The organism is Psychrobacter sp. DWR1-2-3 (assembly GCF_049896465.1).
Lineage (GTDB): Bacteria > Pseudomonadota > Gammaproteobacteria > Pseudomonadales > Moraxellaceae > Psychrobacter > Psychrobacter maritimus.
The window spans coordinates 240,239-264,616 of sequence record NZ_JAFCUJ010000002.1 but is presented as its reverse complement, the minus strand read 5'-3'; the positions used below and the strand labels follow the sequence as shown (position 1 = coordinate 264,616).

At 42.9% G+C, this 24,378-nt stretch carries 21 protein-coding genes and 1 pseudogene; 11 read left to right on the top strand and 11 right to left on the bottom strand.

Annotation, left to right across the window (positions count from 1 at the left end; all coding sequences use genetic code 11):
• The first annotated feature begins 233 nt into the window (after window positions 1–233).
• Window positions 234–1,643, top strand: coding sequence for an ABC1 kinase family protein (locus ACP7AA_RS04350; protein WP_426222765.1), 1,410 nt, complete (start codon window positions 234–236; stop codon window positions 1,641–1,643).
• A gap of 170 nt (window positions 1,644–1,813) precedes the next feature.
• Here the strand turns inward: ACP7AA_RS04350 and ACP7AA_RS04345 are convergent, their stop codons facing one another.
• Window positions 1,814–2,476: an SAM-dependent methyltransferase gene (locus ACP7AA_RS04345; RefSeq protein WP_426222764.1), complete on the bottom strand. Its 663-nt coding sequence runs from the start codon at window positions 2,474–2,476 to the stop codon at window positions 1,814–1,816.
• Between the two features lie 248 nt (window positions 2,477–2,724).
• On the opposite strand from ACP7AA_RS04345, the gene ACP7AA_RS04340 reads away from it, so the two are divergent.
• The 3 genes and pseudogenes from ACP7AA_RS04340 (at window position 2,725) to ACP7AA_RS04330 (ending at window position 5,313) form a co-directional block, all read left to right on the top strand.
• Entirely contained in the window at window positions 2,725–2,937 is a 213-nt protein-coding gene (locus ACP7AA_RS04340) for a DNA gyrase inhibitor YacG (protein WP_426222763.1), read from the top strand.
• A 64-nt stretch (window positions 2,938–3,001) separates the two neighbouring features.
• The gene (locus tag ACP7AA_RS04335; protein WP_426222762.1) at window positions 3,002–4,183 is read left to right on the top strand and encodes an aspartate aminotransferase family protein; all 1,182 of its coding nucleotides are present in this window, start codon (window positions 3,002–3,004) and stop codon (window positions 4,181–4,183) included.
• Window positions 4,184–4,361: 178 nt separating this feature from the next.
• Window positions 4,362–5,313 (top strand): annotated as a pseudogene (locus tag ACP7AA_RS04330) (IS30 family transposase).
• Between the two features lie 49 nt (window positions 5,314–5,362).
• On the opposite strand, the gene ACP7AA_RS04325 reads toward ACP7AA_RS04330, so the two are convergent.
• From ACP7AA_RS04325 to ACP7AA_RS04295, 7 genes are all read right to left on the bottom strand, one after another.
• Entirely contained in the window at window positions 5,363–6,262 is a 900-nt protein-coding gene (locus ACP7AA_RS04325) for a LysR family transcriptional regulator (protein ID WP_201565011.1), read from the bottom strand.
• Between the two features lie 235 nt (window positions 6,263–6,497).
• A complete protein-coding gene (gene dnaX, locus ACP7AA_RS04320) occupies window positions 6,498–8,654 on the bottom strand; it encodes a DNA polymerase III subunit gamma/tau (protein ID WP_426222761.1) in 2,157 nt (718 codons plus the stop codon).
• A 104-nt stretch (window positions 8,655–8,758) separates the two neighbouring features.
• Window positions 8,759–10,147: a hypothetical protein gene (locus tag ACP7AA_RS04315; protein ID WP_426222760.1), complete on the bottom strand. Its 1,389-nt coding sequence runs from the start codon at window positions 10,145–10,147 to the stop codon at window positions 8,759–8,761.
• Between the two features lie 99 nt (window positions 10,148–10,246).
• Complete coding sequence (gene lysS, locus ACP7AA_RS04310) at window positions 10,247–11,785, bottom strand: lysine--tRNA ligase (RefSeq protein WP_271133328.1); 1,539 nt, start codon at window positions 11,783–11,785, stop codon at window positions 10,247–10,249.
• A gap of 129 nt (window positions 11,786–11,914) precedes the next feature.
• Window positions 11,915–12,382 carry a hypothetical protein gene (locus ACP7AA_RS04305; protein ID WP_426222759.1) on the bottom strand — a complete coding sequence of 156 codons (468 nt, stop codon included), beginning with the start codon at window positions 12,380–12,382 and terminating at the stop codon, window positions 11,915–11,917.
• Window positions 12,383–12,473: 91 nt separating this feature from the next.
• A complete protein-coding gene (gene prfA, locus ACP7AA_RS04300) occupies window positions 12,474–13,565 on the bottom strand; it encodes a peptide chain release factor 1 (protein ID WP_201565006.1) in 1,092 nt (363 codons plus the stop codon).
• A 305-nt stretch (window positions 13,566–13,870) separates the two neighbouring features.
• Entirely contained in the window at window positions 13,871–15,016 is a 1,146-nt protein-coding gene (locus ACP7AA_RS04295; protein WP_201565005.1) for a beta-ketoacyl-ACP synthase III, read from the bottom strand.
• A 373-nt stretch (window positions 15,017–15,389) separates the two neighbouring features.
• On the opposite strand from ACP7AA_RS04295, the gene pnuC reads away from it, so the two are divergent.
• Together pnuC and ACP7AA_RS04285 are read left to right on the top strand one after the other, a co-directional pair.
• The gene (pnuC, locus tag ACP7AA_RS04290; protein ID WP_281491541.1) at window positions 15,390–16,151 is read left to right on the top strand and encodes a nicotinamide riboside transporter PnuC; all 762 of its coding nucleotides are present in this window, start codon (window positions 15,390–15,392) and stop codon (window positions 16,149–16,151) included.
• The gene (locus ACP7AA_RS04285; RefSeq protein WP_426222758.1) at window positions 16,102–16,692 is read left to right on the top strand and encodes an AAA family ATPase; all 591 of its coding nucleotides are present in this window, start codon (window positions 16,102–16,104) and stop codon (window positions 16,690–16,692) included. The genes pnuC and ACP7AA_RS04285 overlap by 50 nt, the downstream gene beginning before the upstream one ends.
• An 87-nt stretch (window positions 16,693–16,779) precedes the next feature.
• Here ACP7AA_RS04285 and ACP7AA_RS04280 read toward each other — a convergent pair whose 3' ends face one another.
• Window positions 16,780–17,463 carry a DUF421 domain-containing protein gene (locus ACP7AA_RS04280; protein WP_426222757.1) on the bottom strand — a complete coding sequence of 228 codons (684 nt, stop codon included), beginning with the start codon at window positions 17,461–17,463 and terminating at the stop codon, window positions 16,780–16,782.
• 139 nt (window positions 17,464–17,602) lie between these two features.
• On the opposite strand from ACP7AA_RS04280, the gene ACP7AA_RS04275 reads away from it, so the two are divergent.
• Window positions 17,603–18,529, top strand: a complete 927-nt coding sequence (locus tag ACP7AA_RS04275) for a DMT family transporter (protein WP_426222756.1) — start codon at window positions 17,603–17,605, stop codon at window positions 18,527–18,529.
• A 187-nt stretch (window positions 18,530–18,716) separates the two neighbouring features.
• Window positions 18,717–19,088, top strand: a complete 372-nt coding sequence (locus ACP7AA_RS04270) for an MliC family protein (protein ID WP_201565000.1) — start codon at window positions 18,717–18,719, stop codon at window positions 19,086–19,088.
• Between the two features lie 252 nt (window positions 19,089–19,340).
• Here the strand turns inward: ACP7AA_RS04270 and ACP7AA_RS04265 are convergent, their stop codons facing one another.
• On the bottom strand, window positions 19,341–19,754 hold the full coding sequence (locus ACP7AA_RS04265) for an organic hydroperoxide resistance protein (protein ID WP_201625953.1): 414 nt from the start codon (window positions 19,752–19,754) through the stop codon (window positions 19,341–19,343).
• Between the two features lie 191 nt (window positions 19,755–19,945).
• Between ACP7AA_RS04265 and ACP7AA_RS04260 the strand changes: the two genes are divergently transcribed.
• Window positions 19,946–20,812, top strand: coding sequence for an AraC family transcriptional regulator N-terminal domain-containing protein (locus ACP7AA_RS04260; protein WP_426222755.1), 867 nt, complete (start codon window positions 19,946–19,948; stop codon window positions 20,810–20,812).
• Window positions 20,813–20,944: 132 nt separating this feature from the next.
• Here ACP7AA_RS04260 and ACP7AA_RS04255 read toward each other — a convergent pair whose 3' ends face one another.
• Window positions 20,945–21,565 (bottom strand): class I SAM-dependent methyltransferase, encoded by a 621-nt coding sequence (locus ACP7AA_RS04255; RefSeq protein ID WP_426222754.1) that lies wholly within the window; start codon window positions 21,563–21,565, stop codon window positions 20,945–20,947.
• A 203-nt stretch (window positions 21,566–21,768) separates the two neighbouring features.
• Here ACP7AA_RS04255 and ACP7AA_RS04250 point away from each other — a divergent pair, with 203 nt between their 5' ends.
• Together ACP7AA_RS04250 and ACP7AA_RS04245 are read left to right on the top strand one after the other, a co-directional pair.
• Window positions 21,769–22,104, top strand: coding sequence for a hypothetical protein (locus ACP7AA_RS04250; protein WP_298906901.1), 336 nt, complete (start codon window positions 21,769–21,771; stop codon window positions 22,102–22,104).
• Between the two features lie 552 nt (window positions 22,105–22,656).
• Window positions 22,657–24,069 carry an aspartate ammonia-lyase gene (locus ACP7AA_RS04245; protein ID WP_426222753.1) on the top strand — a complete coding sequence of 471 codons (1,413 nt, stop codon included), beginning with the start codon at window positions 22,657–22,659 and terminating at the stop codon, window positions 24,067–24,069.
• The last annotated feature ends 309 nt before the right edge of the window (window positions 24,070–24,378 follow it).

Genomic DNA, 24,378 nt, shown 5'->3' with positions numbered 1-24,378 from the left:
GAGTAAAGCGCCGCCAGATTTTTAGCAACTTAACCTATCAGTAGGATGAGTCGCTAATCGCTGTACCCATTAAAAGTCATGTTTTAGCTTACAAAGTAAGTGACAGCCTAAGCTCACGCGCCTCAAACTACCTCCCGTTATATGATACAATTTTGTACCAGTACGTCGCATCTCCCTTGTATTGTCGGTTTTGAACCCGCAAATCAATAGCAACCAGATGAATGATTATATTTATGGCAAATGATACTTCTAGACCTTCTAATAATAAGCAGTCTAATAACAGACAATCCATCGACAGCCTAAAAACGTCAGGGTTTGAGCGTCGGATGTCTATTGCTAAAACTTCCTTAAATATTGGTCGTCGTTGGGCAGGTAATAGTGTGTCTGGTATGTTTTTGGACAAAGAAGCCCGTACGGCACGTAACCAAATTTTTATGGAAGAACAGGCCAATTATCTGGCAGAAGAGCTGGGTAAATTAAAAGGGTCGGTAGTAAAAATTGGTCAAATGCTGGCGATTTATGGCGAGCATATACTGCCACCCGAAATCACGCGCGCCTTGCAAACGCTCAATGATGATACGGCAACCTTAGCGTGGCCAAAAATCGAGCAGACATTACAGCAGTTATTGGGCGCAAAATTAAATGAGCTTGACGTCGACCCTATTCCTATCGGTACCGCTTCCCTCGCCCAAGTTCATCGCGCAACTGTATTGGCGACGGGCGAACAAGTGGTATTAAAAATCCAATACCCTGGTGTGGCGGATGCCATCAATTCTGACTTGGCTTTATTTAAGCGTTTATTAAAAGTCAGTAATATCGTGCCGCAGACACGTGCACTCGATGCATGGTTTGAAGAAATACGCGACCTGCTACATCATGAAGTTGACTATGAAGCGGAAGCGGCGACCACAGAGCGTTTTTATGAGCGCTTATTTGAAGACCCGCGTTATATCGTTCCCAAAATTAATCGCACTTATTCAACCAAACGCTTGTTATGCATGTCTTATGAGCCAGGTATTACCGTTGTTTCTGAGGCGCTGCAATTATTGCCGCATGAGCGCCGCAATGCCATCGGGCAAGCGGCCATCGAAATCATGATGCAAGAGATTTTTGTTTGGGGTGAGATGCAGACGGATCCAAACTTTGGTAATTACCTCGTTCGTGTCGCTACTGACGAGCACGAAATCGATAAACTGGTGTTGTTAGATTTCGGAGCCATTCGCCAATTCGATAACAACCTACTGACGATTGCGCACGGGTTATTGCGCGCCGGATATCGTCATGACCATCAAGCAATGAAACAAGCTATGACCGGTTATGATTTTTTCGATAGTATGAGTGATAAAGTTCGCTCTGATATCGCTTCCTTGTTTTTATTGGCCACCGAACCTTTTAGTGACCCGGCATTGAATCCGGATATTCCTCTTGATTGTTTGGATGAGCAGCAGCGTTATATTTGGGCAAACAGTAAATTGCATACTCGTCTCTCAAACGATGCCACGCGAGCAATGCAGTCTTTCGAGTTCAATCTGCCGCCTAAAGAATTTATGTTTATCAGTAGAAAATTTATCGGCGCTTATACGTTCTTGACAGTGCTAGATGCGCATACGGATTCTAATAAACTGGTAAAGCCTTTTTTGTAAGATGAGAAAATGATATTTTTTGGACCGCCCTTTTGTGGCGGTCTTTTTTATGTTTTTTTCTATTTACTTAGGCTATTTTGTATAGGTATCTTGATAAGGATATGCATTTCTATTTTTTAACCTATAATTCTTGCGTAGCGTACATATAAATGCTTAGGCTATTTATCTTGCTATGCTTCACTGCTCGCTTGCCATGTATCAAATCTGGTTTTATAACCTTCAGGCTTACGCATGTTTAGCTGCCAGCAAGTTTCACCGCGCGCCAAGTATTTAACTTCAAAGTGTGTGCGCTGACTATCGCTAGCTACTTTATGACGCGTATTCGGTAAGCACCAGACCTCATTGGCTTGCTGCTCTGCATTATCCATATATGCTTCTATATTGGTCGCTAGTATCACTTCTCCATTTACCTGCAAACGAGAAAGTAAGAACTCAAAGAAAGGCATGTTTAACCACTGCTGGTTAGGGTTATGTTGCTCAGGATTGGGATATAATATAAAGATACGCTCGATACTGTTTGGCGCAATGGCATGGACAATCCAAGCAATGGCATCAGCATGAATCGCGCTTAGATTGCTTGATTTCTGCTGCGCTGCTAATTTAGCAAAGGCATCGAACTTATTACGTGTGCGCTCTATAGCTACCAAGTGTTTGTCAGGGTATTGCAGTGCGAAGCTAAGGGCATGCTTGCCCTTCCCTGCGCCAATCTCTAACACCAAAGGCAGCTCAGCGTTGATCAATATATCGGGCACTATAAAATCACGTGGGGCTGAGAGTTTTTGTGGTTGAAAGGCACGCGGCTGCTGATGTGAAAGCTCAAGATTATGAGTCATCTACTATCCTTAAGGTATTTGTCATTTGTCATTATTCGACCACATGCTATTATATAGTCAATCCAGCCCAATAGTAATATAACGACTGAGCTCATCGAACGACACTCGTTAATTGCTCAGTGCAATTAACGAGTGTCGTTCGATGACGTTTTGGTTTTACAACCTTTATTCATACTCGCTATTGATGAGCAGTGCTGTTGTCAATGACAGCATTTGTTGATAGCCCATAGGATATACCCACTTTTATTATGACTGAATCTACTTCTAACAACAGCGACCACAATACCAACCCCTTACCCAAAACCTATCCTTGTCCAGAATGCGGCAACCAAACCGCTTGGCAAGACAATAAATACAAGCCATTTTGTAGTCATCACTGCAAGCTTATCGACTTAGGCGCTTGGGCAAGTGAAGAATACACCTTACCTGCCGAATCGACGCCATTTTCTGATGAGCTCTAACCATCTAATTATTTCCGTTAAACTTTTAACCCTTTAACTCTTTATTATCCCAAGGATGTTTTACATGTCTGCTACTTACCTGATGCCCACTTATAATCGTCAACCAATCAGCTTCACCCGCGGTTCAGGCAGTTGGCTTTATACCAAAGATGAGACGCCTTACTTAGATGCCTTGACGGGTATCGCAGTATGCGGCTTAGGACACTGTCATCCAAAGGTGACTGAGGCTATTCAGCAGCAAGCGGCAACCTTGGTGCATACCAGCAATTTATTTGGTATTGATTGGCAGGAGCGTGCTGGCGAAGCCTTATGTAATGCGGCGCAAATGGACAGCGTATTCTTTGCCAATAGTGGTGCTGAAGCCAATGAAGCGGCATTAAAATTGGCGCGACTCTATGCGCATCAGCAAGGTTTTAAACGCCCAAAAGTCATCGTCATGGAACATTCTTTTCATGGTCGTACCTTGCTGTCGTTATCAGCAACTGCCAACCCTAAAGCACGTGAAGGTTTTTATACCTTGGATGAAGATTTTATCCGTGTGCCCTTTGGTGATATCGCCGCGATTGAACAAGCAGCTCAAGACCATGATGATATCTGTGCGATATTTGTCGAGCCTATCCAAGGCGAAGGTGGTTTGAATACCGCAGCGAATGGCTTTACTTACCTTGAGCAATTACAAGCCGTATGCGATAGCCATAATTGGTTATTTATGCTCGATGAAGTACAAACCGGTAACGGTCGTACGGGCAAATACTTTGCCTATCAGCATAGCAACGCTCACCCTGATGTATTAACCACTGCCAAAGGCTTAGGTAATGGCTTTCCAGTAGGCGCTTGCATGGTGCGTGGTCGCGCCAATGGCTTGTTTGGCGCCGGTAGTCACGGCTCAACCTATGGTGGCACGCCATTAGCAAGTCGCGTGGTACATAGCGTTTATGAGGTGCTTGCCAATGGCGATATCATGGACAATGCCGTCACCGAAGGACAGTTTATCCGTGAGAGTGTGGTTAATGCGTTTGGACAATATGGCGTCAGCACTCGCGGCGCTGGGATGATGATTGGTATCGCGCTCCCTGACGAGATGGACTGTAGCAAATTAGTTGACCGCGCCCGTGATGAGCAAAAATTAATCATCAACGTCACTGGTGGTCATGTGATTCGTCTATTGCCGCCGCTCAATATGACCCGTGATGAAAGCTCACAAGTGGTTGAGCGCTTGGTTAATTTATTAAAGCCTTCATTTTAAATGATTGATTTAATCAAAGTTTAAAGCTAAAAAAGCCTATAGATAAGTTATCTATAGGCTTTTTGCTTTTTAACACTCCTAGATTCAAATAAGAAGTGCAACGTTTTAAAAGAATGAGTTGAAGAGTAAGATGTGCCGTGTTGCATTTCAAACTTCAACTCCTACATATCAGAACGTTATGAAACACTATACACATCTTACCCAAGAGCAAAGATATCAAATATCAGCACTATTGCAAGCTAAAAAAGGCATGAGTGAAATAGCTAGAATTATCGGCTGTCATAAATCAACGGTGAGTCGAGAGATAAGGCGAAACCTGGGACAAAGGGGTTATCGCCCCAAACAAGCCCATCGTTTGGCAAAAGCGCGCAAAGTTAAGAATAGCACACAGATTAGTCGCTTTGGCTGGTGCTATATTGAGCATCTACTCAGCAAGCACTACTCCCCTGAACAGATAACAGGGCGACTGAGGATGCTGGGTTGGCAAGATGTCCCAAGCCATGAATCGATATACCAACACATCTATACTGACAAAAAGGCAGGGGGTGATCTACACACCACCCTCAGATGTCAAAAGCGTTATAAGAGACGGTATCTGCACGGCAATGATAGGCGCGGGAAAATAGCGAACCGCTGTGATATCACTGAGCGTCCTAGCATCATTGAGACACGCAGTCGTATGGGCGATTATGAAGGGGATACGGTGGTTGGTCATGGACATCAAGGTGTTCTGGTTACTTTAGACTCGAGAGACTAAGATCAAAGCGCTACCCAATCGTAAGGCAAAAGCTGTCACACAAGCTTGTATTGACATGCTAAAAGGTGAGCAGGCGTTAAGCATCACCTTTGACAACGGTAAAGAGTTTGCTGACCATGAAGCGATGGCAACCGCGTTAAAGGCTGATATTTACTTCGCTCAGCCTTATCATTCTTGGGAGCGCGGAACGAATGAGAATACCAATGGTTTAATTCGTCAGTTTCTACCTAAGTCGATGCGTCTAGATAACCTATGCAGGCACTTAGTTCAGTCGATTGAAGACAGTTTAAATAATCGACCTAGAAAGGTGCTAGGGTTTAGAACACCGCTTGAGGTAAAATCTAGCTTCGGGTGCGTTGCACTTCGATGTTGAATCCAAGACTTTAAAAGTAATTTAAATTAAATGTTATTACGCGCTTAGCTTAATTGGCATGAAAGTACTTTTTTAATACCTCTAAGCAGCGGGTGATTTTCGCAGGCTGCTGATCACGGTTTAAAGTGACGGCATACAACACGAAACTTGGCAGCTGATAGCCAGTCAAAACTTCGACTAAATTGCCGTTTTCAAGCTCTTTTTTGACGTCCATTTCCATGATTCGAATTAAGCCATGACCTTCTTTTGCCAAGGTCATCGCCATAAAGACGTTATTGGTATGAATACGTGAGTTCATCTTAATGCGGGTTTTTTTACCCGTTTCCGTTTGGGACAGCTCTAAGTGATTGGCATCTTTCATAAGATCGATGCAAATCAATTGATGGTCTACCAAATCTTTTGGGGTTTCGATTTTTTTATGTTGACGTAAATACTGCGGTGAGGCGACCAACAGTTGACGCACATCAGATAACGGATGATTGCTTAACGTTGAATCATTGATATTTGGGCTCATACGTACCGCAATATCAATGCGCTCATCGATCATGTCGATATAATGATTGTCGGCGAAATACGTAATGCTAAGGTCGTCGTGCGCAGACATCCAAGTCGATAATGCCGGTAAAATATGATGTACACCCAGCTCAGGCGTCGTTGCAATACGCAAGCTACCAGCCAGCTCATCACGTAATTGATTGACCTTGATACGCCCTTGCTCAGCAGCGCTAACCACGTCTTTTGCCGCTTCATAAAAGCTGGCACCCGCTTCTGTTAAGCTAAGCTTACGAGTTGAGCGATGCAGGAGCACCACACCCAGCTCGTTTTCTAAAGAACGTATCTGCTGACTAACCGCACTGGTTGTAATACCCAGTTCACGAGCTGAACCACTAAAAGAGCCGTGTCCGACCACACTGGCAAACACAGCCATACCACGTAAATTATCTAACATATTCTCACCTAAGCTGCTTTTTAGTTTTTAATATAACTTAACCATTATAGCCGATTATCATAAATCTTACAGTTTTTTAATATACCTCTGACGGTCAATAAAGCGGATTTACTCGTTAATAAAACCAAAAATATCAAGGCGATAACCTAATCTCGCCTTGATATTTTATTCACTATAATAGGTTTAGTAATTATCTAACTATTAAAATAACAACCATTATAAAACTACTGATTGTTTAATATAACTGAACTTTGCCCATTTTTCCTTCGCCGCGCTCAGTCAAATATTGCATGACAGGCGTATTGAGCAATCTAGACTCTGCCACTGCTCGGGCTTGTATGAGGCGTTTTTGTTGACGACGTTCAGGCGTCTTATCATCGGCTTGCATAATACTGCCATCTATCTGCAAGCTGATGTCTGCTTGCGTAAATTGTTCTTGCAGTTTTGCCGCCAGCTGCTGAAAGGTGGCTTGTAAATGCTTGCTATCCACTGCAGTGACAAAGACAGCTTTATCATTACAGTAGCCGGTCATCATCCCTTGACGCGCCAGTGCCAATTCATCTGGCGCCAAACTACCGGCTTCACGCGCATATTGTAACCAATAATCCCATTTGTCTGGCGTCCACTCGCCCGTCAACGGTTGAGGGGCGCAACGTAACAAGGTACGCGGATCATCAGCTTGCGCAGTTAATTGAGAATCATTTGCGTCAGGCTCAACAACAGGTTCAGGCTCAACAACAGGTTCAGGCTCAACAACAGGTTCAGGCTCAACAACAGGTTCAGGCTCAACAACAGGTTCAGGCTCAACAACAGGTTCAGGCTCAACAACAGGTTCAGAGCTAACGTTGCTGTCTAATAAATCTAACCTTTCATCATGGCTATGACTATAACCATCATATTGACTCAATTCCGCATTATCATAGCTTGCGTTATATGACTCGACCTCATTTTGATTTGGGGTCGGATAATCAGCATCATAATCTTGTAGCGGCGGTATTGATTCCGCTACTGCTTTTAACTGCTGTTCTGGCTGCGATTCTGATAGCGGCTCTGACATTACTGCTGATGTTGACACTAATGAAGAAGCCAATGCTGAATGCTCATTAGTATTTAAAAGCGCATTGGTATTTGAAGCCTCAATAGTATTTGCATCTATTGATGCTGTATTGGATTCATCTTTAGAGATAGTAGAAATCACTGTTTCTATCGAAACTGTAGGATTAGGTATTACAGGGTTAGATGGTATAGAGCTAGGTGGTATGGTGCTATCAGGTAGGTTCGCTAAAATCTCATCAACGGGTAAAGGGCGAAAAGCCAATAAACGTAAAATACACATCTCAAGCGCTTGCATCGGTGTGCTAGCAAGTTTGACGCCTTCACGCGCTTGTACTACGATTTCATAATATAGCTGTAAAACGTCAGGACTCATATGCTGGGCAAGCTGATTAATATCCTGCGCTTGTGCCTCGTTTACGTTAAGGGCAACTTCAGGCAGCAATTGCGTCAATGCCAATTGATGTAACAGCTCAGCCAAGCCATCAAACATACTGGTCGCATCGACCATTTGTGCACGCATCTGCTCGATATGAGTGGCAACCGCTGATTTATCATGATTATAAATATCTGTGATTAAACGCACCAAATCAGCGGCGTCAATTAAGCCAAGCATGGCATTAACCGTCACATCATCGAGCGCACCTTGCCCAAAAGCAATCGCTTGGTCGGTCAATGATAACGCATCACGAACTGAACCTTTTGCGGCACTGGCCAATTGCCAAAGCGCAGGCTGTGTATAACCTACCTGCTCTTGGGTTAAAATATTGGCTAGATGTTCACTGAGTAAACTTTGCGATAAAGGACGCAGCACAAACTGTAAACAACGCGAGATAATCGTAATAGGCAGCTTTTGCGGATCAGTAGTGGCCAACAGGAACTTTACATGCTCAGGTGGCTCTTCCAAGGTTTTAAGCAGCGCATTAAAGCTGTGTGTCGACAGCATATGCACCTCATCAATCAGGTACACTTTATAACGACCTTGGCTTGGCGCATAAGGGACATTATCAAGTAGCTCGCGCGTGTCTTCAACTTTGGTACGAGAGGCGGCATCAATCTCGATCAAATCAATAAAACGCCCTTGATCAATCGCCACGCAATTATCACAGACGCCACATGGGGTGCTGGTAATACCGGTATCGCAGTTTAAGCATTTAGACAAAATACGCGCGATAGTGGTCTTACCGACACCGCGCGTACCGGTAAATAGATAAGCATGATGCAGACGATTATAATCAATCGCATTTATCAGTGCTTGTGAGACGTGTGATTGCCCAATCAACTCGTGAAAGTTTTTGGGGCGATATTTGCGCGCTAAAACTTGATATTGCTGCGTCATAATGAATGCCAATGTGAGTAGTAATATAAATAAAGCTTCAAATCAGCGATTTAGCTTAAAATTCGGTATTGAAACCAGACATCGAAACTGGGTTCTAGCATAGCTTATGATTGCGCCCGTAACTCAGCCAATTGCTCATACAAACGTTGGGTATTTGCATCGATAAGCGAGCCGTGCTGATGAAATGCGTCAAGATGAACCTCGGTATTCACGCTATTTTCACAAGGTCTGACGTCGACACCGATCAAAAACAGATCTTGCATAACAGGTTGCTGCATTTGGGCATTAAGCTCAAATAATAAATCTTGATGGCCAGCACATACCTTATCGGCACTTAACGAGCTGTTATCATCTTGCGCATAAAATACCAGCAGATAATGACGCCCAAAAACATTATAAGAATGCTCATGGCGCACATAACCATTCCAGCGTGAATCTTGGTCAATCGTCCTGTGAGCCAAGATTTTTTCTACCAAACAAGCATAGGTATACATCGACTCGTCGACCAAAATATCAACCTGCTCTTTTGGCAGTGGCGTACCGGCGTCATAATGCTCTCTGACTAAGCTATTAAAAAGCTGATACCACATGCGCGTGTTCTTTTGAATCTCTGCCATCAATGCTTTAGCAAATTCAGCTTGCTCACGCTCTGCCGCTTTTAACAATCGCGGTTCAATCTGCGCTATCAAATCATGGCTGACTAATTGTTCTTGAACTTTAATCGCCCTTTGATGAAAATCTGGCGACTGCAAAAACTGTACAAGCAAGGTTGACTCATCTTGAAACGCTTCAAACCCTGTCAGCTTACCGCGGTGAAAGTCTAGAAATGCCGTCAAATCGCTGGGCGTCACCAACTGTTTGAGTATCTCAGTGAAGTTCTGATAGCTGAATACTTGTAGGACACTTTCTTCATCGTCCAAATCTAGCACACAGTCTTCCGCAAAAAACTGACTGCCATATTCATAGCCAACCGCATAAGAGACCGCCTCTGCGGGCTTACTCTGGTGACTATTACGATAACTGTTTTGATAGCTATTGTGATAAGTACTCTGAGCGCTGTTTTTTTCAGCAATGTCTTGATGCTGAATCGAAAGTGCGGTCAAACCAATAAAATAAATCGCCTTGTCTGCCGTTGTGTCAGATGCCGATTCATTTTTAGATTTGTTTATAGATTCATCTTTATAGGCAAGCGCCTTATCATTTTTAAGATACAGCTGAGCATGTTGCTTAATCAGCTGATTGACAACGTCTTTTCTCCACGTACGCACCTGAGTACTATCGATATCCTGCCTATCAGCCTGTATCGTTACATCATTGACGATAAGGTAGACCACGGCATTAGAAAACTCAAAAACAAAATCATAACCCTGAAGATACTCAGGGTCAGTGATTTTGTCTGGGGTTAAGTCGTACAAAGATAAAAAATTCTGCTGAATCATCTGCTGCCAAATCGACGCTGGTACTTGCTGATTGTCCATAATATCCCTATACATAAGGTCTCATAAAGAACTTGAGACCATTCCGTTAAAAGTAGAAAGAGCCTTCTTATGTTCAGTTTAGTCCCAGCGTGGATTTATGGCAAGTAAAGCAGTTTAGCTTTCATGCTTGCGGCGCATATGCGGGAATAAAATCACATCACGAATACTGGCCGAGTCCGTAAATAGCATCACCAAGCGATCGATACCAATACCCTCGCCTGCTGTTGGCGGTAAGCCATAAGATAAGGCTTCGATATATTCTTCATCAAAATGCATCGCTTCATCATCGCCAGCATCTTTTTCAGCGACTTGGCCATGGAAACGCTCAGCTTGATCGGCAGGATCATTAAGCTCACTAAAACCATTGGCCAGTTCACGACCACCGATAAATAGCTCAAAGCGATCGGTAATCTCAGGATTGTCATCGTTACGGCGCGCCAGTGGCGACGTTTCAGCAGGGTATTCTGTGATAAAAGTCGGCTGACGTAGCTGATGCTCAGCGGTTTCTTCAAAAATAATAGTCTGCAATTTACCCACACCAAAGACATCTTTCACTTGTTGTTTAAGGGTCGTTGAAGCATATTCTGCAAGATAGTCACGGTCATTAATGCGTGCCATATCGAAGTTTTCTGCATACTTAGCAATCGCATCAGACATCGACAGACGCTCAAAAGGCGCTTTTAAGCTAATCGCTTCCTCTTGATAAGTAAGCTCAGTAGTGCCCAAAATGTCCATCGCCAATTCGTTAAATAAGCGCTCGGTCAAATCCATCAAGTCATGATAGTCAGCATACGCCTGATAAAACTCAATCATGGTAAATTCAGGATTATGACGGGTTGACACACCTTCATTACGGAAACTGCGGTTAATCTCAAACACTTTCTCAAAACCACCAACCACCAGGCGTTTTAGATACAGCTCAGGCGCAATACGCAGGTATAACGGCATATCTAAAGCGTTATGATGGGTCACAAACGGACGCGCAACCGCGCCACCTGGGATAGGATGCATCATAGGCGTTTCAACTTCCATAAAACGCTCATTTAGCATAAACTTGCGAATACCGCTGATAACCTGACTACGTATCACAAAGGTGTCGCGAGTCGTCTCATTGGTCATCAAATCAAGATGGCGATTGCGGTAGCGCGCTTCGACATCCGCTAAGCCATGGAACTTATTTGGCATCGGACGTAGTGCTTTGGTCAACAGAGTAAACTCTTCGATATGGACATATAAGTCACCTTTTCCAGAACGACCGATATAACCAGATACGCCAACGATATCACCCAAATCTAGCGATTTAATCGTCGCCAATGTCTCTGGATCTAGCTGTTTGCGTGCCACATATAACTGAATACGACCAGTCATATCTTGAATAACAATAAATGCCCCACGGTTTAGCATCACGCGACCGGCAACGTTTACCTGAGTTTTTTCACCGTTGGCAATTTTATCTTCGATTTCTTGCTTTGAGATACCATCAAAAGCCGTTTGCAAATCCTGAGCGTAATCTGTGCGCTTAAAGGTATTAGGATAAGGCTGCTTACCTGACGCCGTGATTTCATCTAGCTTAGCTTGTAGTTGAGCAATCAGCTCGTTCGCATCTTCTGGAGTTTGCTCTTGATTCTGGTCTTGATTGTTGTGCTTTGACATAATACTCTCAAAATTATTAGATAATTAAAGGAATAAACGAAGTAAATTAAAATAAGACGTTCAAATAAAACATATAAATAAGGAAGCTCAATAATACTTATTGATTTTTCATACTAAAAAGCGCTAGAACTAATCGACACAAATAGCAGGCTGTGCCACACCCTTTTCAATCGTTTGATAACAGCCAAACGTGCTGCTATCACTGGCGCATTGCCCTGTTTGATTGTTGGCATGTGAATCTATAAATTCACCCGTGTTTTTGCATTGTCCTTGGCAGTCAGCACCATCTTGGCAAACCTTGCCAGCATCGCTATAAGACAGCACACACTGATAACAGCCAAGCCTACCTTGCTGCAAAAACGTTCCACCTTTTACCTCACAAGCTTGTACCAGCTCATTAGGCGGATATACGCATGCTTGGTAAGTCAATGGATCAGCTGTTTCAGCGGATTCGGTGCTATCGGACGGTGTTAGTGCCGCTGTCGAAGTTGCGGGCGTCACGCTACAAGCAGATAACCAAAACGCCATAAGCATAGCCAATATAATTAACACCATGCCATTAAAGGATTGTTTTGAAGCTAACCAGTTATTTATCATAATCGTTACCTTAGTTTTACTATTATAAATAACCGGCTTATCGGCATGGTTTACGGCTTTTAACTTAATCTGCTTTTAACCGTTAACCGTCTTAATCACCGCCGCCGATACTGGCCATCAAGTCTGCTTGGTGTTCGCGTAACAGCGCATCGAGGATTTCATCCAAGTCACCTTCCATAATCGAATCAAGCTTGTATAAAGTCAGGTTGATTCGATGGTCAGTCATACGACCTTGCGGGAAGTTATAAGTACGAATGCGCTCTGAGCGATCGCCGCTACCGACCAAGTCACGACGTATTGAATCCGCCACATCGACCTGCGCTTGTACTTTTGCTTGCTGGATTTTGGACACCAGCATTTTCATCGCATGCGCCCGGTTTTTATGCTGACTGCGTTCTTGTTGACACTCTACCACGGTACCGGTCGGAATGTGCGTCAAACGTACCGCAGAGTCCGTGGTATTAACGTGCTGTCCACCAGCGCCACTTGAGCGGAAGGTATCCATTTTAATGTCTGCAGGATTGATATCGACGGTATCATCAATCTCAACTTCCGGCATCACCGCAACCGTACAAGCCGAGGTATGGACACGACCTTGGCTTTCGGTTTCAGGGACACGCTGTACGCGGTGAGCGCCTGACTCAAACTTTAAACGACCATAAACGCTATTGCCCGACACACGGGTAATAATCTCTTTATAGCCGCCATGTTCACCCTCATTAGCCGACAGAATATCTACCGTCCAGCCTTGAGTTTGGGCATACTTTTGATACATACGGAACAAGTCACCCGAGAAAATCGCCGCTTCATCACCGCCCGTTCCCGCACGAATTTCCAAGAAAGCAGGCACTTTATCATTAGGGTCTTTTGGCAACATCATGACGTTAAGCGCTTCTTCCATCTCGACAATGGTGTCACGCGCACTGTCAATCTCGTCCTGCATCATCTCTTTCATTTCAGGGTCTGAAGCTTCCGCCAGCATCGCCTCTGCATCCGCCTGATCCGTTTCTGCACGCACATAGTTCTGCCATAAAGTAGTGATATCCATCAAGTCACTATGCTCAACGGACAATTCACGAAACTTATTATTATCGCTGATGACACTCGGGTCTGATAATAAGGCGGTGACCTCTTCATAACGGTCTACCATCTGGTCTAAACGCAGGCGTAAGGATTCTTTCATAAAAGGACTTTTTTAAAATGAGTAAAATAAGAGAGTGATTATAGCAAATTTTTGCGCTTAATTTAAAACCTCTAAGCAATCTTGCCATAATATTCCTAAACTGGCTGTTTTATTGCAGATTATGCCTAAATATTAGCCCATAGCTTCATATCAGCCCATAGTTCTGCGGCCAATAAGAAATCAGTAAATATAGCGCACAAAAACAGTCCAGAAAAAGCTATAAATAGCGGACATAAAAAAATAGCTAAGAAAACTCTTAGCTATTTTTGCGGCTATTATGGTTATCAGAAAACTTTAACGAAATATTAAACTTTACGAACCAACACTGAACCGATTGAGTAACCTGCACCAAATGAGCAAATCACGCCCAAGTCTCCAGATTCTAGCGCATCTTTATAACGATGGAAAACGATCATCGGACTGGCAGAGCTGGTATTGGCAAATTCATCAATAACACTTGGCACAATGGCTTTATCGGCATCACGTCCAACGACTGTGCGCAAAATTAAATCAAGCATATTGGCATTGGCTTGGTGTAGCCACATCATCTTGATGTCACTAGCTTGCAGCTCATTGTCATGTAAATGCTCAGTGATAATCTCAGAAACCTTTGGACAGACTTCACGGAATACTTTACGGCCATTTTGCAAAAACAGCTTGTCGGTGACCGGCTCTTTGATATCCGGATACATCTCAGTCTGCGCCGCTAAGAACTCAGAGCGGTCCATAAAGCCATATTCGTTTTTAATATTGGTCGAAAACTGCGTGAACAGCTTGGCGTTTAGAATCTCATAACCTTTTGGCGTATCAAGCTCTTCAACGATAGAAGCGGTTGCCACATCACCAAAGATAAAGTGGCTATCACGGTTGCGCCAGTTTAGATGCGCTGAGGTAATCTCAACATTGACTACAGCAACGCGTTTAGCAAGACCCGACACGATTGAGCCATGGGCTTGCGATAGACCAAAAGTCGCCGCACTACAAGCCACGTTCATATCATAAGCAAAGCCACCAACCATACCGATGGCATCCTGAATCTCGATAGAAACCGCAGGATAAGTACGCTGAAAATTTGAGCAGGCAAGAATAATACCATCTAAATCATTGGCCTCCAGACCCGCATCTGCGAGCGCATCTTTTAGCGCTGCCGTGCCCATTTCTGCCATGATAGACAGCTCTTCACCCAAATTGCGGTAAGGGATGACCGGTGCCATGATTTCAGGATCTAAGATACCGTCTTTTTCCATCACATAACGTGATTTGATGCCTGAGACTTTTTCGATAAAAGCCGCTGATGAAGGCTGAAGCGCAGTAACCGTTCCTGCTTCAATCTCATCAGCATGCTTAGCATTATAATTTTCAACATATTGGTTAAATGAATCAACCAGCTCTTCATTACTGATGCTATAAGGGGGAATATACAGGCCAGTGCCCGTGATACAAGTCGTCATGATGCGCTTCCTTGTCTACTACGATGGTGCTTGCAATAAGCATAAAAGTGGAGAAAACAACAGTCGTCTAATTTTCGGTGAATAACTGTAAACTTAAAATAAGTGCCTTTATTATGCCTGAATAATATAATTTTTCTAATACTTTGTTACAAATAATCAGCTTCTTGACGAGAATAAGTAAAGATTGGCTTCATTTCCCAACAGCTGCGCTATAATCAGCGTTGATTAGCATGGCTTGATCGCGTTATTTTATTCAATATAGATTCGCTTGTTTGCGGCTAATTATCAATAACTGGCATGGACTTGTTAAATTTTTATCAACTTAACTGATATTATCCACTCTTTCTTTTTACTTTTTGACTTTGGAATAGCAATGGCGGAACTCCTAAACTGGCTATTCGGGCAATATGCTGACTACCCGACCCTATTTATTGCCTTAGAATTGATTGCGGTAATCTTTGGGGTCAGCAGCGTTTTACTTGCCAGCAAAACCAATATTTTGGTTTTTCCTATTGGGCTGGTCAGCACCGCCATCTTTGTCTATCTGCTGTGGAAATGGCAATTATTCGGCGATATGTTTATCAATGCTTATTACAGCGTCATGAGTATCTATGGTTGGATAAACTGGACGCAAAATAAAAACAATATAGAAATCAAAAAGCATCAGGATCATATAAATCCAACCAGCCAGCCGCAAGATGAGCGCGGGCAAAATACGGATGCTCAATATGCTATTGAAGTTGAACATTTAAGCAAAAAAGATGTGCCCATATTGAGCGCACTGGCGGCGGCGACCATTGCTTTTGTCGCTTTGGTCTATTATTTTAGACCGGTCATCAATAATAACTTTAGCTTTGATGGTGCGGTATTGGGCTTGCATTTGTTTACGTGGGTCGATTACACCGATATGCTGACCACGGCGCTGTTTTTAATGGCAATGTGGCTGATGGCACGGCGCAAAATTGAGCATTGGCTACTTTGGATTATCGCTGATGCTATTTCCGTACCGCTATACTTTTATAAAGGTTTGACCTTTACGGCGCTACAATATGTAGTGTTCACTCTTATTGCAATCTGGGCATATTATGAATGGCAACGACGCTACCGCCTGCAATCTCACGCAGCATACGCCTAAATCCGTTATAAATGTCGCCATACTAGGGGCAGAAAGTACCGGCAAAACCACGTTATGCCGCGATTTGGCCGCGCATTTTGGCTGTCCATGGGTGCCAGAATATATGCGCACTTATCTGCAAGCAAAATGGGATAATGAGCAGCTGACCTGTACTTGGGATGATTTATTGCCTATCGCGCAAGGTCAGATTGAATTAGAAAACAAACTCGCTCAGCAAGCCGCGCAAACGTCTGATAGTGGCTATTTATTCTGTGATACCAGCTTGTTTGAGCTGATGGTGTATTCCAACTGGTATTATGGTGATTGCCCTGAGGCGCTTACCCAAGCGGCATTGGCACACCATTATGATTTAATACTCTTAATCGACGTTGATATCCCATGGGTTGCCGATGATTTGCGTGATAGCCCTCATCAACGCGAAGACATTAGCGCTTATTTTGCCAGTCAATTGACCTTGCATAATAAGGCTTTTCAACATATCGGTGGTGATAGAGAGGAACGGGTTCAGCAGGTGGTAAAACTATTAACGTCATTAGTATGATTTTAGCAAATAAGAATGCTTAGGCTATTTAACGCAGTCAGGTTGTTTAACAAAGATGGTAAATGCTGTGTCGCTAACTATCTAAAACTATCTAACAATTTCATTATTTAACGCTTTCGCCCAGTTTTTACAGTCATTCTCACAGCGTTGGCATAATTGGTTGGGGTTTGAGATAAAGTCCACATAGCCGCAATACATACAAGCATAATGCACATCTAGCTCTATCTGTTCGACTGGCTGATACTGCTTAGGGAAAAGCGGCAAGCCATAGCAGGTATCCTCAGGCGAACATAACAATAGGCTAAATTCACCATCTGTCTCAAGTAAGCCGGTACGCACTTGCCCTAGATGCTCAACCCCTTGCTGGCGCATTTCAGCAAAAAACTCATCGTGCGACATTTCGCCCTTTTTTATCTTATCAAGAACCAACATACTGTCCTCGACAATATAAATCGCTCTCCCTTCTAGCAAGTCTTCAAAAGCTTGGAATTTCATCATCGCCCACGTACACAAGCGATAAAGCACAATCACCGTACTCATAATCAGTACCGCTTGGATAATCGGCAAGTCCTCGGTGAACATCGGGTCACCAGCGATAGAGCCAAGCGATAAGATAATTGTCAGCTCAAAGATAGACAGCTGCCGCACGCCGCGCTTACCGGTAAAACGTAAAAACAAAATAATAAGCGTAAACATCACAATGACGCGTATGAGTATTTCGGCGGCAAATGCCCATGTGGTGTCATAAATAAAGATACTTGCCCAATCCATGTGTTTTTCCTTGTTATTATTTTTTGGCAGGATTAGCGCAGCAAAATTGCTCAATATACTTCTGTGCTTAACATCTACCGCTTTGCTTAACGCTGCTCTATTTTATGCAAAAACTTTGTTAATGATTGTAGGAATTATTTTGAAAGCTGCCTTATATACGATAACCGCCTTAATAGCCTTTGCCGCCAACTCATTGCTTTGTAGAATGGCATTGGCAGACGGTGCGATTGATGCTTGGAATTTTACCGCTATCCGCTTGCTCAGCGGCGCCGCTTGCCTTGGTCTAATCATGACGGCACAAGCTCACTATTTAAGACGAAACAGTTTAAAACAAAACAGCCTAAAGCGAACTACTCTAAAACAGACGGGCAACTTTGACCCTGCTGTCTTAACGGACAAAGGCGATTGGCTCAGTGCTATTAGCTTAGTGATTTATGCACTGTGTTTTTCAGTGGCTTACCAAGCGCTTGATACTGGCACGGGCGCGCTTATTTTGTTTGCAGTTGTGCAGCTCACGATGATTGGTTGGGGAGTTTATAATAAAGAGCCACTCAACCGCATACAGTGGCTAGCGCTTTTGATAGCATTGATAGGCTTTATCTACTTGATGCTGCCGTCCGCGGCAACGCCTTCCTTATCTGGCGCGCTGATGATGGCAATAAGTGGTTCCGCTTGGGGTATCTATAGCATACGCGGCAAAACCTGCGTATCGCCCTTAAGAACGACGGGCTTTAACTTTTTAAGAAGCCTAGTTGCTGTGCCGATATTGGCACTGATCGGTATGAGTTACCTCTCAACCATAAGCATGACGGGCGTCATGCTGGCGGTCGCGTCAGGTGCTATCGCCTCTGGCATCGGCTATAGTATGTGGTATGTGGCCATGCCGCTGCTAAAAACCACCCAATCTGCGGTGGTACAGCTTTGTGTCCCTGTACTTGCAGCGCTTATGGGCGTGGTGTTTTTGTCCGAGCAGCTCACCTTAGAGTTTATTATCGCAAGCTCGGTTATCTTGAGTGCAGTATTGGTATTTGTCTTAAATAAAAAGCAAGAAAAAACAAAGGTTTGATAGTAGAGATATAACAGGCTCATGGTAAGCAAAGCTTGACCAGCCATGCATTTCAGTCATAAATCCGCTAGCCGATGTTACTTTCCTAAGCTCGAACCACAACACGAAATTACATTTTTTGTTATATTATACCGCCTAGCGTAACAAATAAAATTCACACCAATTTTGATAGACATTGAGAGATATTATGAAAAAATTATTAGCCGTAGCGCCTTTTGCTGTATTACTAGCTGCTTGTGCAACCAGCGCACCGACCACTACTACACCAACGACCAATTCTCAGCAAGTAGTGCAATCATTTACTTGTGAAGACAACGGTCAAGTAACTGCGGCATACACTGCCAATGGTCAAGCTGCTAACCTAAACGTTACCTTGCCTAAAGTTGGTTTGACCAACGCAAAAATCACCATGAAGCAAGCGGTATCAGGTTCTGGCGCTCGTTATGTAAACGATGTGAACCCTAAAACCACTTATGATTGGCACACCAAAGCTGATTTTGGCATCATGACCATCAAATCAGACAACGGCCAAGAGTACCAAGTTAACTGCAAATTATAATTATAAATAATGCATGGTAGTTAAAGGCATTATAGTTATTTGAATAAAATCCGTATTTTCATTCAAATCTATTTAAAACAATCTATTTAAAACAAAAGAGCCAGTAGTCAAACTACTGGCTCTTTTTTATGCGTACCATCTTTTATGCAAAATAAAAAAATTGCTTGAATACGCTATATACTCAAGCAATTGAAAGCCATGTCATTTTTATATTTATTTATAGTTATTAGAGCAATGATTAAATTAAAGCCATTAAACCACAGTCACATGCAAGCGTGCGTCTACATTGCCGCGTGTAGCATTGGAGTATGGGCAAACTTGATGAGCGGCTTCGATAAGCGTTTGCGCTTGGGCTTCATCGATACCAGATACTTCGATATACAGATCGATATCTAAGTTATAGCTGCCATCAGCTTTCATGCCAATACCAACTTGGGTAGAAGTTTTTGATGCAGTTATTGGCAGTTTCATTTGTTGAGCTGTCAGGTTTAAGGCGCTATCGAAACAAGCGGCGTAACCCATGGCAAAAAGCTGCTCTGGATTGACGCCCTCTTTGTCCTTTTCTTGAAACGAAACCAAATCAAAACCTAATGAGCCATCGTCAAGACCGGTATGTCCAGAACGACCACCGGTTGCAGTGGCGCGAGTTTTATAAAATATTTTCATGATTGATTCCTCAGCTATGTTTTAGATAGTTTATTGTGTTTAGCGCTAGCATCAGCAGTAGCGCTTGGTCATTTTCAATAAAGCTATTATAGGAGTATGTAGGACAATCCGTTAGAACATAGCTCCAAACGGCTTGCCTAATTCTACAAATATCTATAGTATCGAGCAATTAAATAAAATAAGAAAGCCTAATGAACCAATCAACTATTGAGCAACTACTCTCCCTCTTGCCTAGAAACCAAACCATTGAATCTGCCATTTCAGGCTTATTTTTTTACTGTGCAGATAGACCCAGTAAAGCCATCAGTTATATCCAAGAACCCAGTATTTGTATCGTCTTGCAAGGCGCACGTGAGATTTATTTGGGTACAGATTGCCAAAAGTTTGATAAGAGCAATCTGATGTTTTGTCCGGTCAATATTCCTTTAAGCATGCATATAAAGCACGCATCGGTAGAGCATCCGGTCATTGTGCTGTCCATGAAATTAAACCTTGCCATGATTGGTGAGGTTTTAGCAAAAATACCGCCCAAACAGCCCGAAGCACTTAAGCCTGCTAATCACTTAGGAATAAAATGGCAATTAGACAGCACCATACTGGCGGCATTTGAGCGCCTTATACACTTGCTTGATTATCCAGACGATATCGACTTTCTTGCCTCATTAATTCAGCAAGAAATTTACTATCGCCTGCTCATAGCAGAGCAAGGCAATAAACTACGCCAACTGGTAATCAATGGCAGCCATACGCACCGTATCACCCAAGCTACCCATTGGATAAAGACGCATCTAAATGAGGCAGTTGTTGTAGAGGAATTGGCCAGTCGCTGCGGCATGAGTGTTTCGGGGTTTCATCATCACTTCAAAGAAGTTACTCAGTTAAGCCCGTTACAATATCAAAAGAGTTTGCGACTCATGGAAGCCCGGCGTCTGATTCAGGCAAATGACTCTCAGATATCGCAAATCGCCATGCAAGTTGGTTATGAAAGCCCGAGCCAGTTTAGCCGAGAATATAAACGGCTATTTGGCATCAGTCCGAGCGGTGAATTGTATGCCTAGAATTAAGTACTTATGATTAAACAATTAGAATGAATCGCCAGCCCACTATTTATATCCATAAATATCATCATTATCTGTATCTGTATCTGTATCTGTATCTGTATTATCACAACTGACAATAACGTTTATAAATTAGCGTTTAAATTTATGTTTATCTGTTTTTTTGGCAATAAACTGTACCACCGCACTCAAACCTTGATGGCGCGTACTTTCAGAAATCATGCGCTGCTTTTCGATACCCGTTATTTCTTCTAACTCTGCCAGCTCGGCACGCAAGACTGCTAATGAACCAAAGCGCTCTTTTTGCGTTGCAGGAGGTCCGCCGACAGCATCCATGGTTAGCTGCTGTTCGGTATAAGCCTCAAGGAGAAATATCCCATTCGGCTTTAACGCTGTTACAATCTGAGCGTGAACGTGCTGGCGTATGGCTGTAGGCAAATGTGCCCAGATAGCAACGATACCATCCCACTGTGCTTCGCCAAATTCATAGTTGGCTAAATCGGCAACTTGCGTCTTAATCTCCACGCCTCTATCTTGCGCCAGCTTTAATGCCTTATTCAAACCTACTTCAGACATATCCATGGCGGTCACTTCGTAGCCTTGCTCCGCCAAAAATACCGCATTTCTACCTTCGCCTTCAGCCAAACATAAAACCTTACCACCTGCTGTTATTTTCTTAAATGTATCTCTTAAAAAATCATTAGGTTCGGTACCAAAGATATACTCTGCTTCGTTATAGCGCTCGTTCCACATATCTCATTCCTTTAGTATATTGTTGCTTAAGCTATTTATAAAATATGTATATAAATAGCGGGCAAGTAAACAGTAAGCATAGAAAACCATTGACTTTACCTATGTATTCATAATATAACATATATAATATATTCATTATTAAGAATTTATTGACGTGCTTTTAATGCAGTAGAAAATCACAAGTATATTGGGGAAGAAGTCACATGATTCGTTTAAGCTACACCCTCAAATGTTGGGCATTAGGTATCATGTATTACTTGGGATTTCACTTCATTGTCTTATCAAGCAATCCTGCCTTTGCAAAATATATCTATATTTTGGCCATCAGCACCCTACTCTTCCCGATTGCTAAGCGTGCCGTCGATGTCGTTTCGGACTTTATCGCGCCTCATACGATTATCTTTAATGGCTTATTATCGTCATTATTAATCAATATTGTGATTTGGCTGTTGACGCCATTTATCGTCGCCTTGACGCTTATCGCCTTCTTGTTTTATGGTATGGGCGTACTTACGGAAAATATAAGAGCAAAACCCTAAACCTGAAACCTGAAACCTGAAACCTGAAACCTGAAACCTGAAACCTGAATATTTAGCGTAATCATTAGAGAAAAGAGAGAACGCCTTGTCTTTGCTTGATAATTTATAAGGTATAAGGTGCAACGCCTTATCGCTTTAATCGTCTAAACATAGTACAGTAGATACTTGCCTATATTTTTACTCGTGCTTATATCAGTAATTATCATCGCTAACCACTTACCCTACCATACTTACATAGCTTACTTGCCCTACTTGATTGAGTGTAATCTGAATTAAGGGGGAGGACTTGGGTTAGCATTGCACGGCAGTTAAGCATATGGCTCAGCCCATTTGCCTAATCACAAGCATTTATCATCAACCGTTTATGATATAAACTTTTTTGTTTTATTATGCATAATACAATAAATATTCATTATTAATCGCCTTGTAAAAGGCTTATGCTTGAATGTTGATTGAATTGATTTACCAATGTGATGCAACCACTGTCATTTTAATAAATGACGGTCTCACTGTGTCTTAATCAGGGCTTTTTATTGAAAGGAATTTTATTGAATGACTACTGCTACTCGCCAAGAACATGATCTACTCGGCTATCGTGACGTCCCTGCTGATGCTTACTATGGCATCCAAACTTTACGTGCTTTTGAAAACTTCACCGTCAGTGGTGTGCGCTTAAATCAGTTTTCTACCTTTATTAGTGCTTTCGCTACCGTTAAAAAAGCGGCGGCTATCGCCAATAACAAAGTAGGCGTACTAAATGACACGGTTAAAGACGCTATTGCAGCAGCGTGCGATGACTTAATCGATAATAAATATCACGACCAGTTTATCGTAGATATGTTCCAAGGCGGCGCAGGTACGTCAACCAATATGAACGCCAATGAGGTGATTGCCAACCGAGCCCTAGAAATCCTCGGTTATGAAAAAGGCGATTATCAACATGTGCATCCAAATAACGATGTCAACCTGTCACAATCGACCAACGACGCCTACCCTACGGCGATGAATGTTGCTTTGGACGATTATTGCGTGCGCCTGTTAGATAAGATGGCTATATTGCACACAAGCCTGAAGAAAAAAAGCGTTGAGCTTGCCGATCAATTAAAAATGGGGCGTACCCATTTGCAAGATGCCGTACCTATGACCGCAGGTCAAGAGTTCAATGCCTTTGCTACGATGATAAGAAAAGAGATGGATCGTATCGAATCTACTCGCGCGCTATTTCATGAAATCAATATGGGTGGCACAGCGATTGGTACCGGTTTGAACGCACCAGCTGGCTATTCGGAAGAGGTTGCCAAGAGCTTATCAGAGCTGACTGGCAGACCTTATTATATCGCTGAAGATTTGATTGAAGCGACGCAAGACACCAGCGCTTACGTTGCACTGTCGGGCAATTTGCGTCTGTTTGCTGCCCGTTTATCTAAGATTGCTCATGACTTACGTTTACAGTCTTCGGGTCCGCGTGCTGGTTTGGCGCAATATCGCTTGCCTGAAATGCAGCCTGGTAGCTCAATTATGCCGGGTAAAGTAAACCCTGTTATCCCAGAAGTGGTCAATCAAGCTTGCTTCCATGTGATGGGTATCGATCATACTATCGCTATGGCGTCAGAAAATGGTCAGCTACAGCTCAACGTCTTTGAGCCAGTGATTGCCTTTAACTTGTTTACCGGTATGAGCATGCTTGCCAATATCTGTGAGATGTTTGCTACTCGCTGTATCGATGGCTTGATGATGAATAACGAGGCGTGTAGCGTCGAGGTATTCAATAATATCGGACTGGTCACTGCGCTGAATCCGCATCTTGGTTATGATGCGTCTTCTTTTGTCGCAAGAAGAGCACAAGAGACTGGTGGCAGTGTTTATGACATCGTATTAGAAGAAAAACTGATGGATAAAGAGACACTAGATGATATCTTGTCTCCTGCCAATATGGTTTATCCAAAGGTTAGAGCCTTACTGTAATCTGTCTTTAGTTAAATAAACAGGCTGGGTTAGCGATTGCTAATCTGGCTTTTTTTTACTTTCTATTTGGCATTAAAATTTGTGTAGGGTGCGCTTAGCGTATTAATGAGAGAGATATCATATAAAAATCGTACGTACAATACATGTTACTTGCACTTTTTATTTTTTAATCTTAGTATCATTTAACAAAACAAATGGAACTAATAAAAATGGATATAGATCTAATCAATTGGAATGCAATTAAAAAAGTTTACGTAGGGTGCGCCTAGCGCACCAATAAGAAATGCATCTCAGGAAAATGGTGCGCTA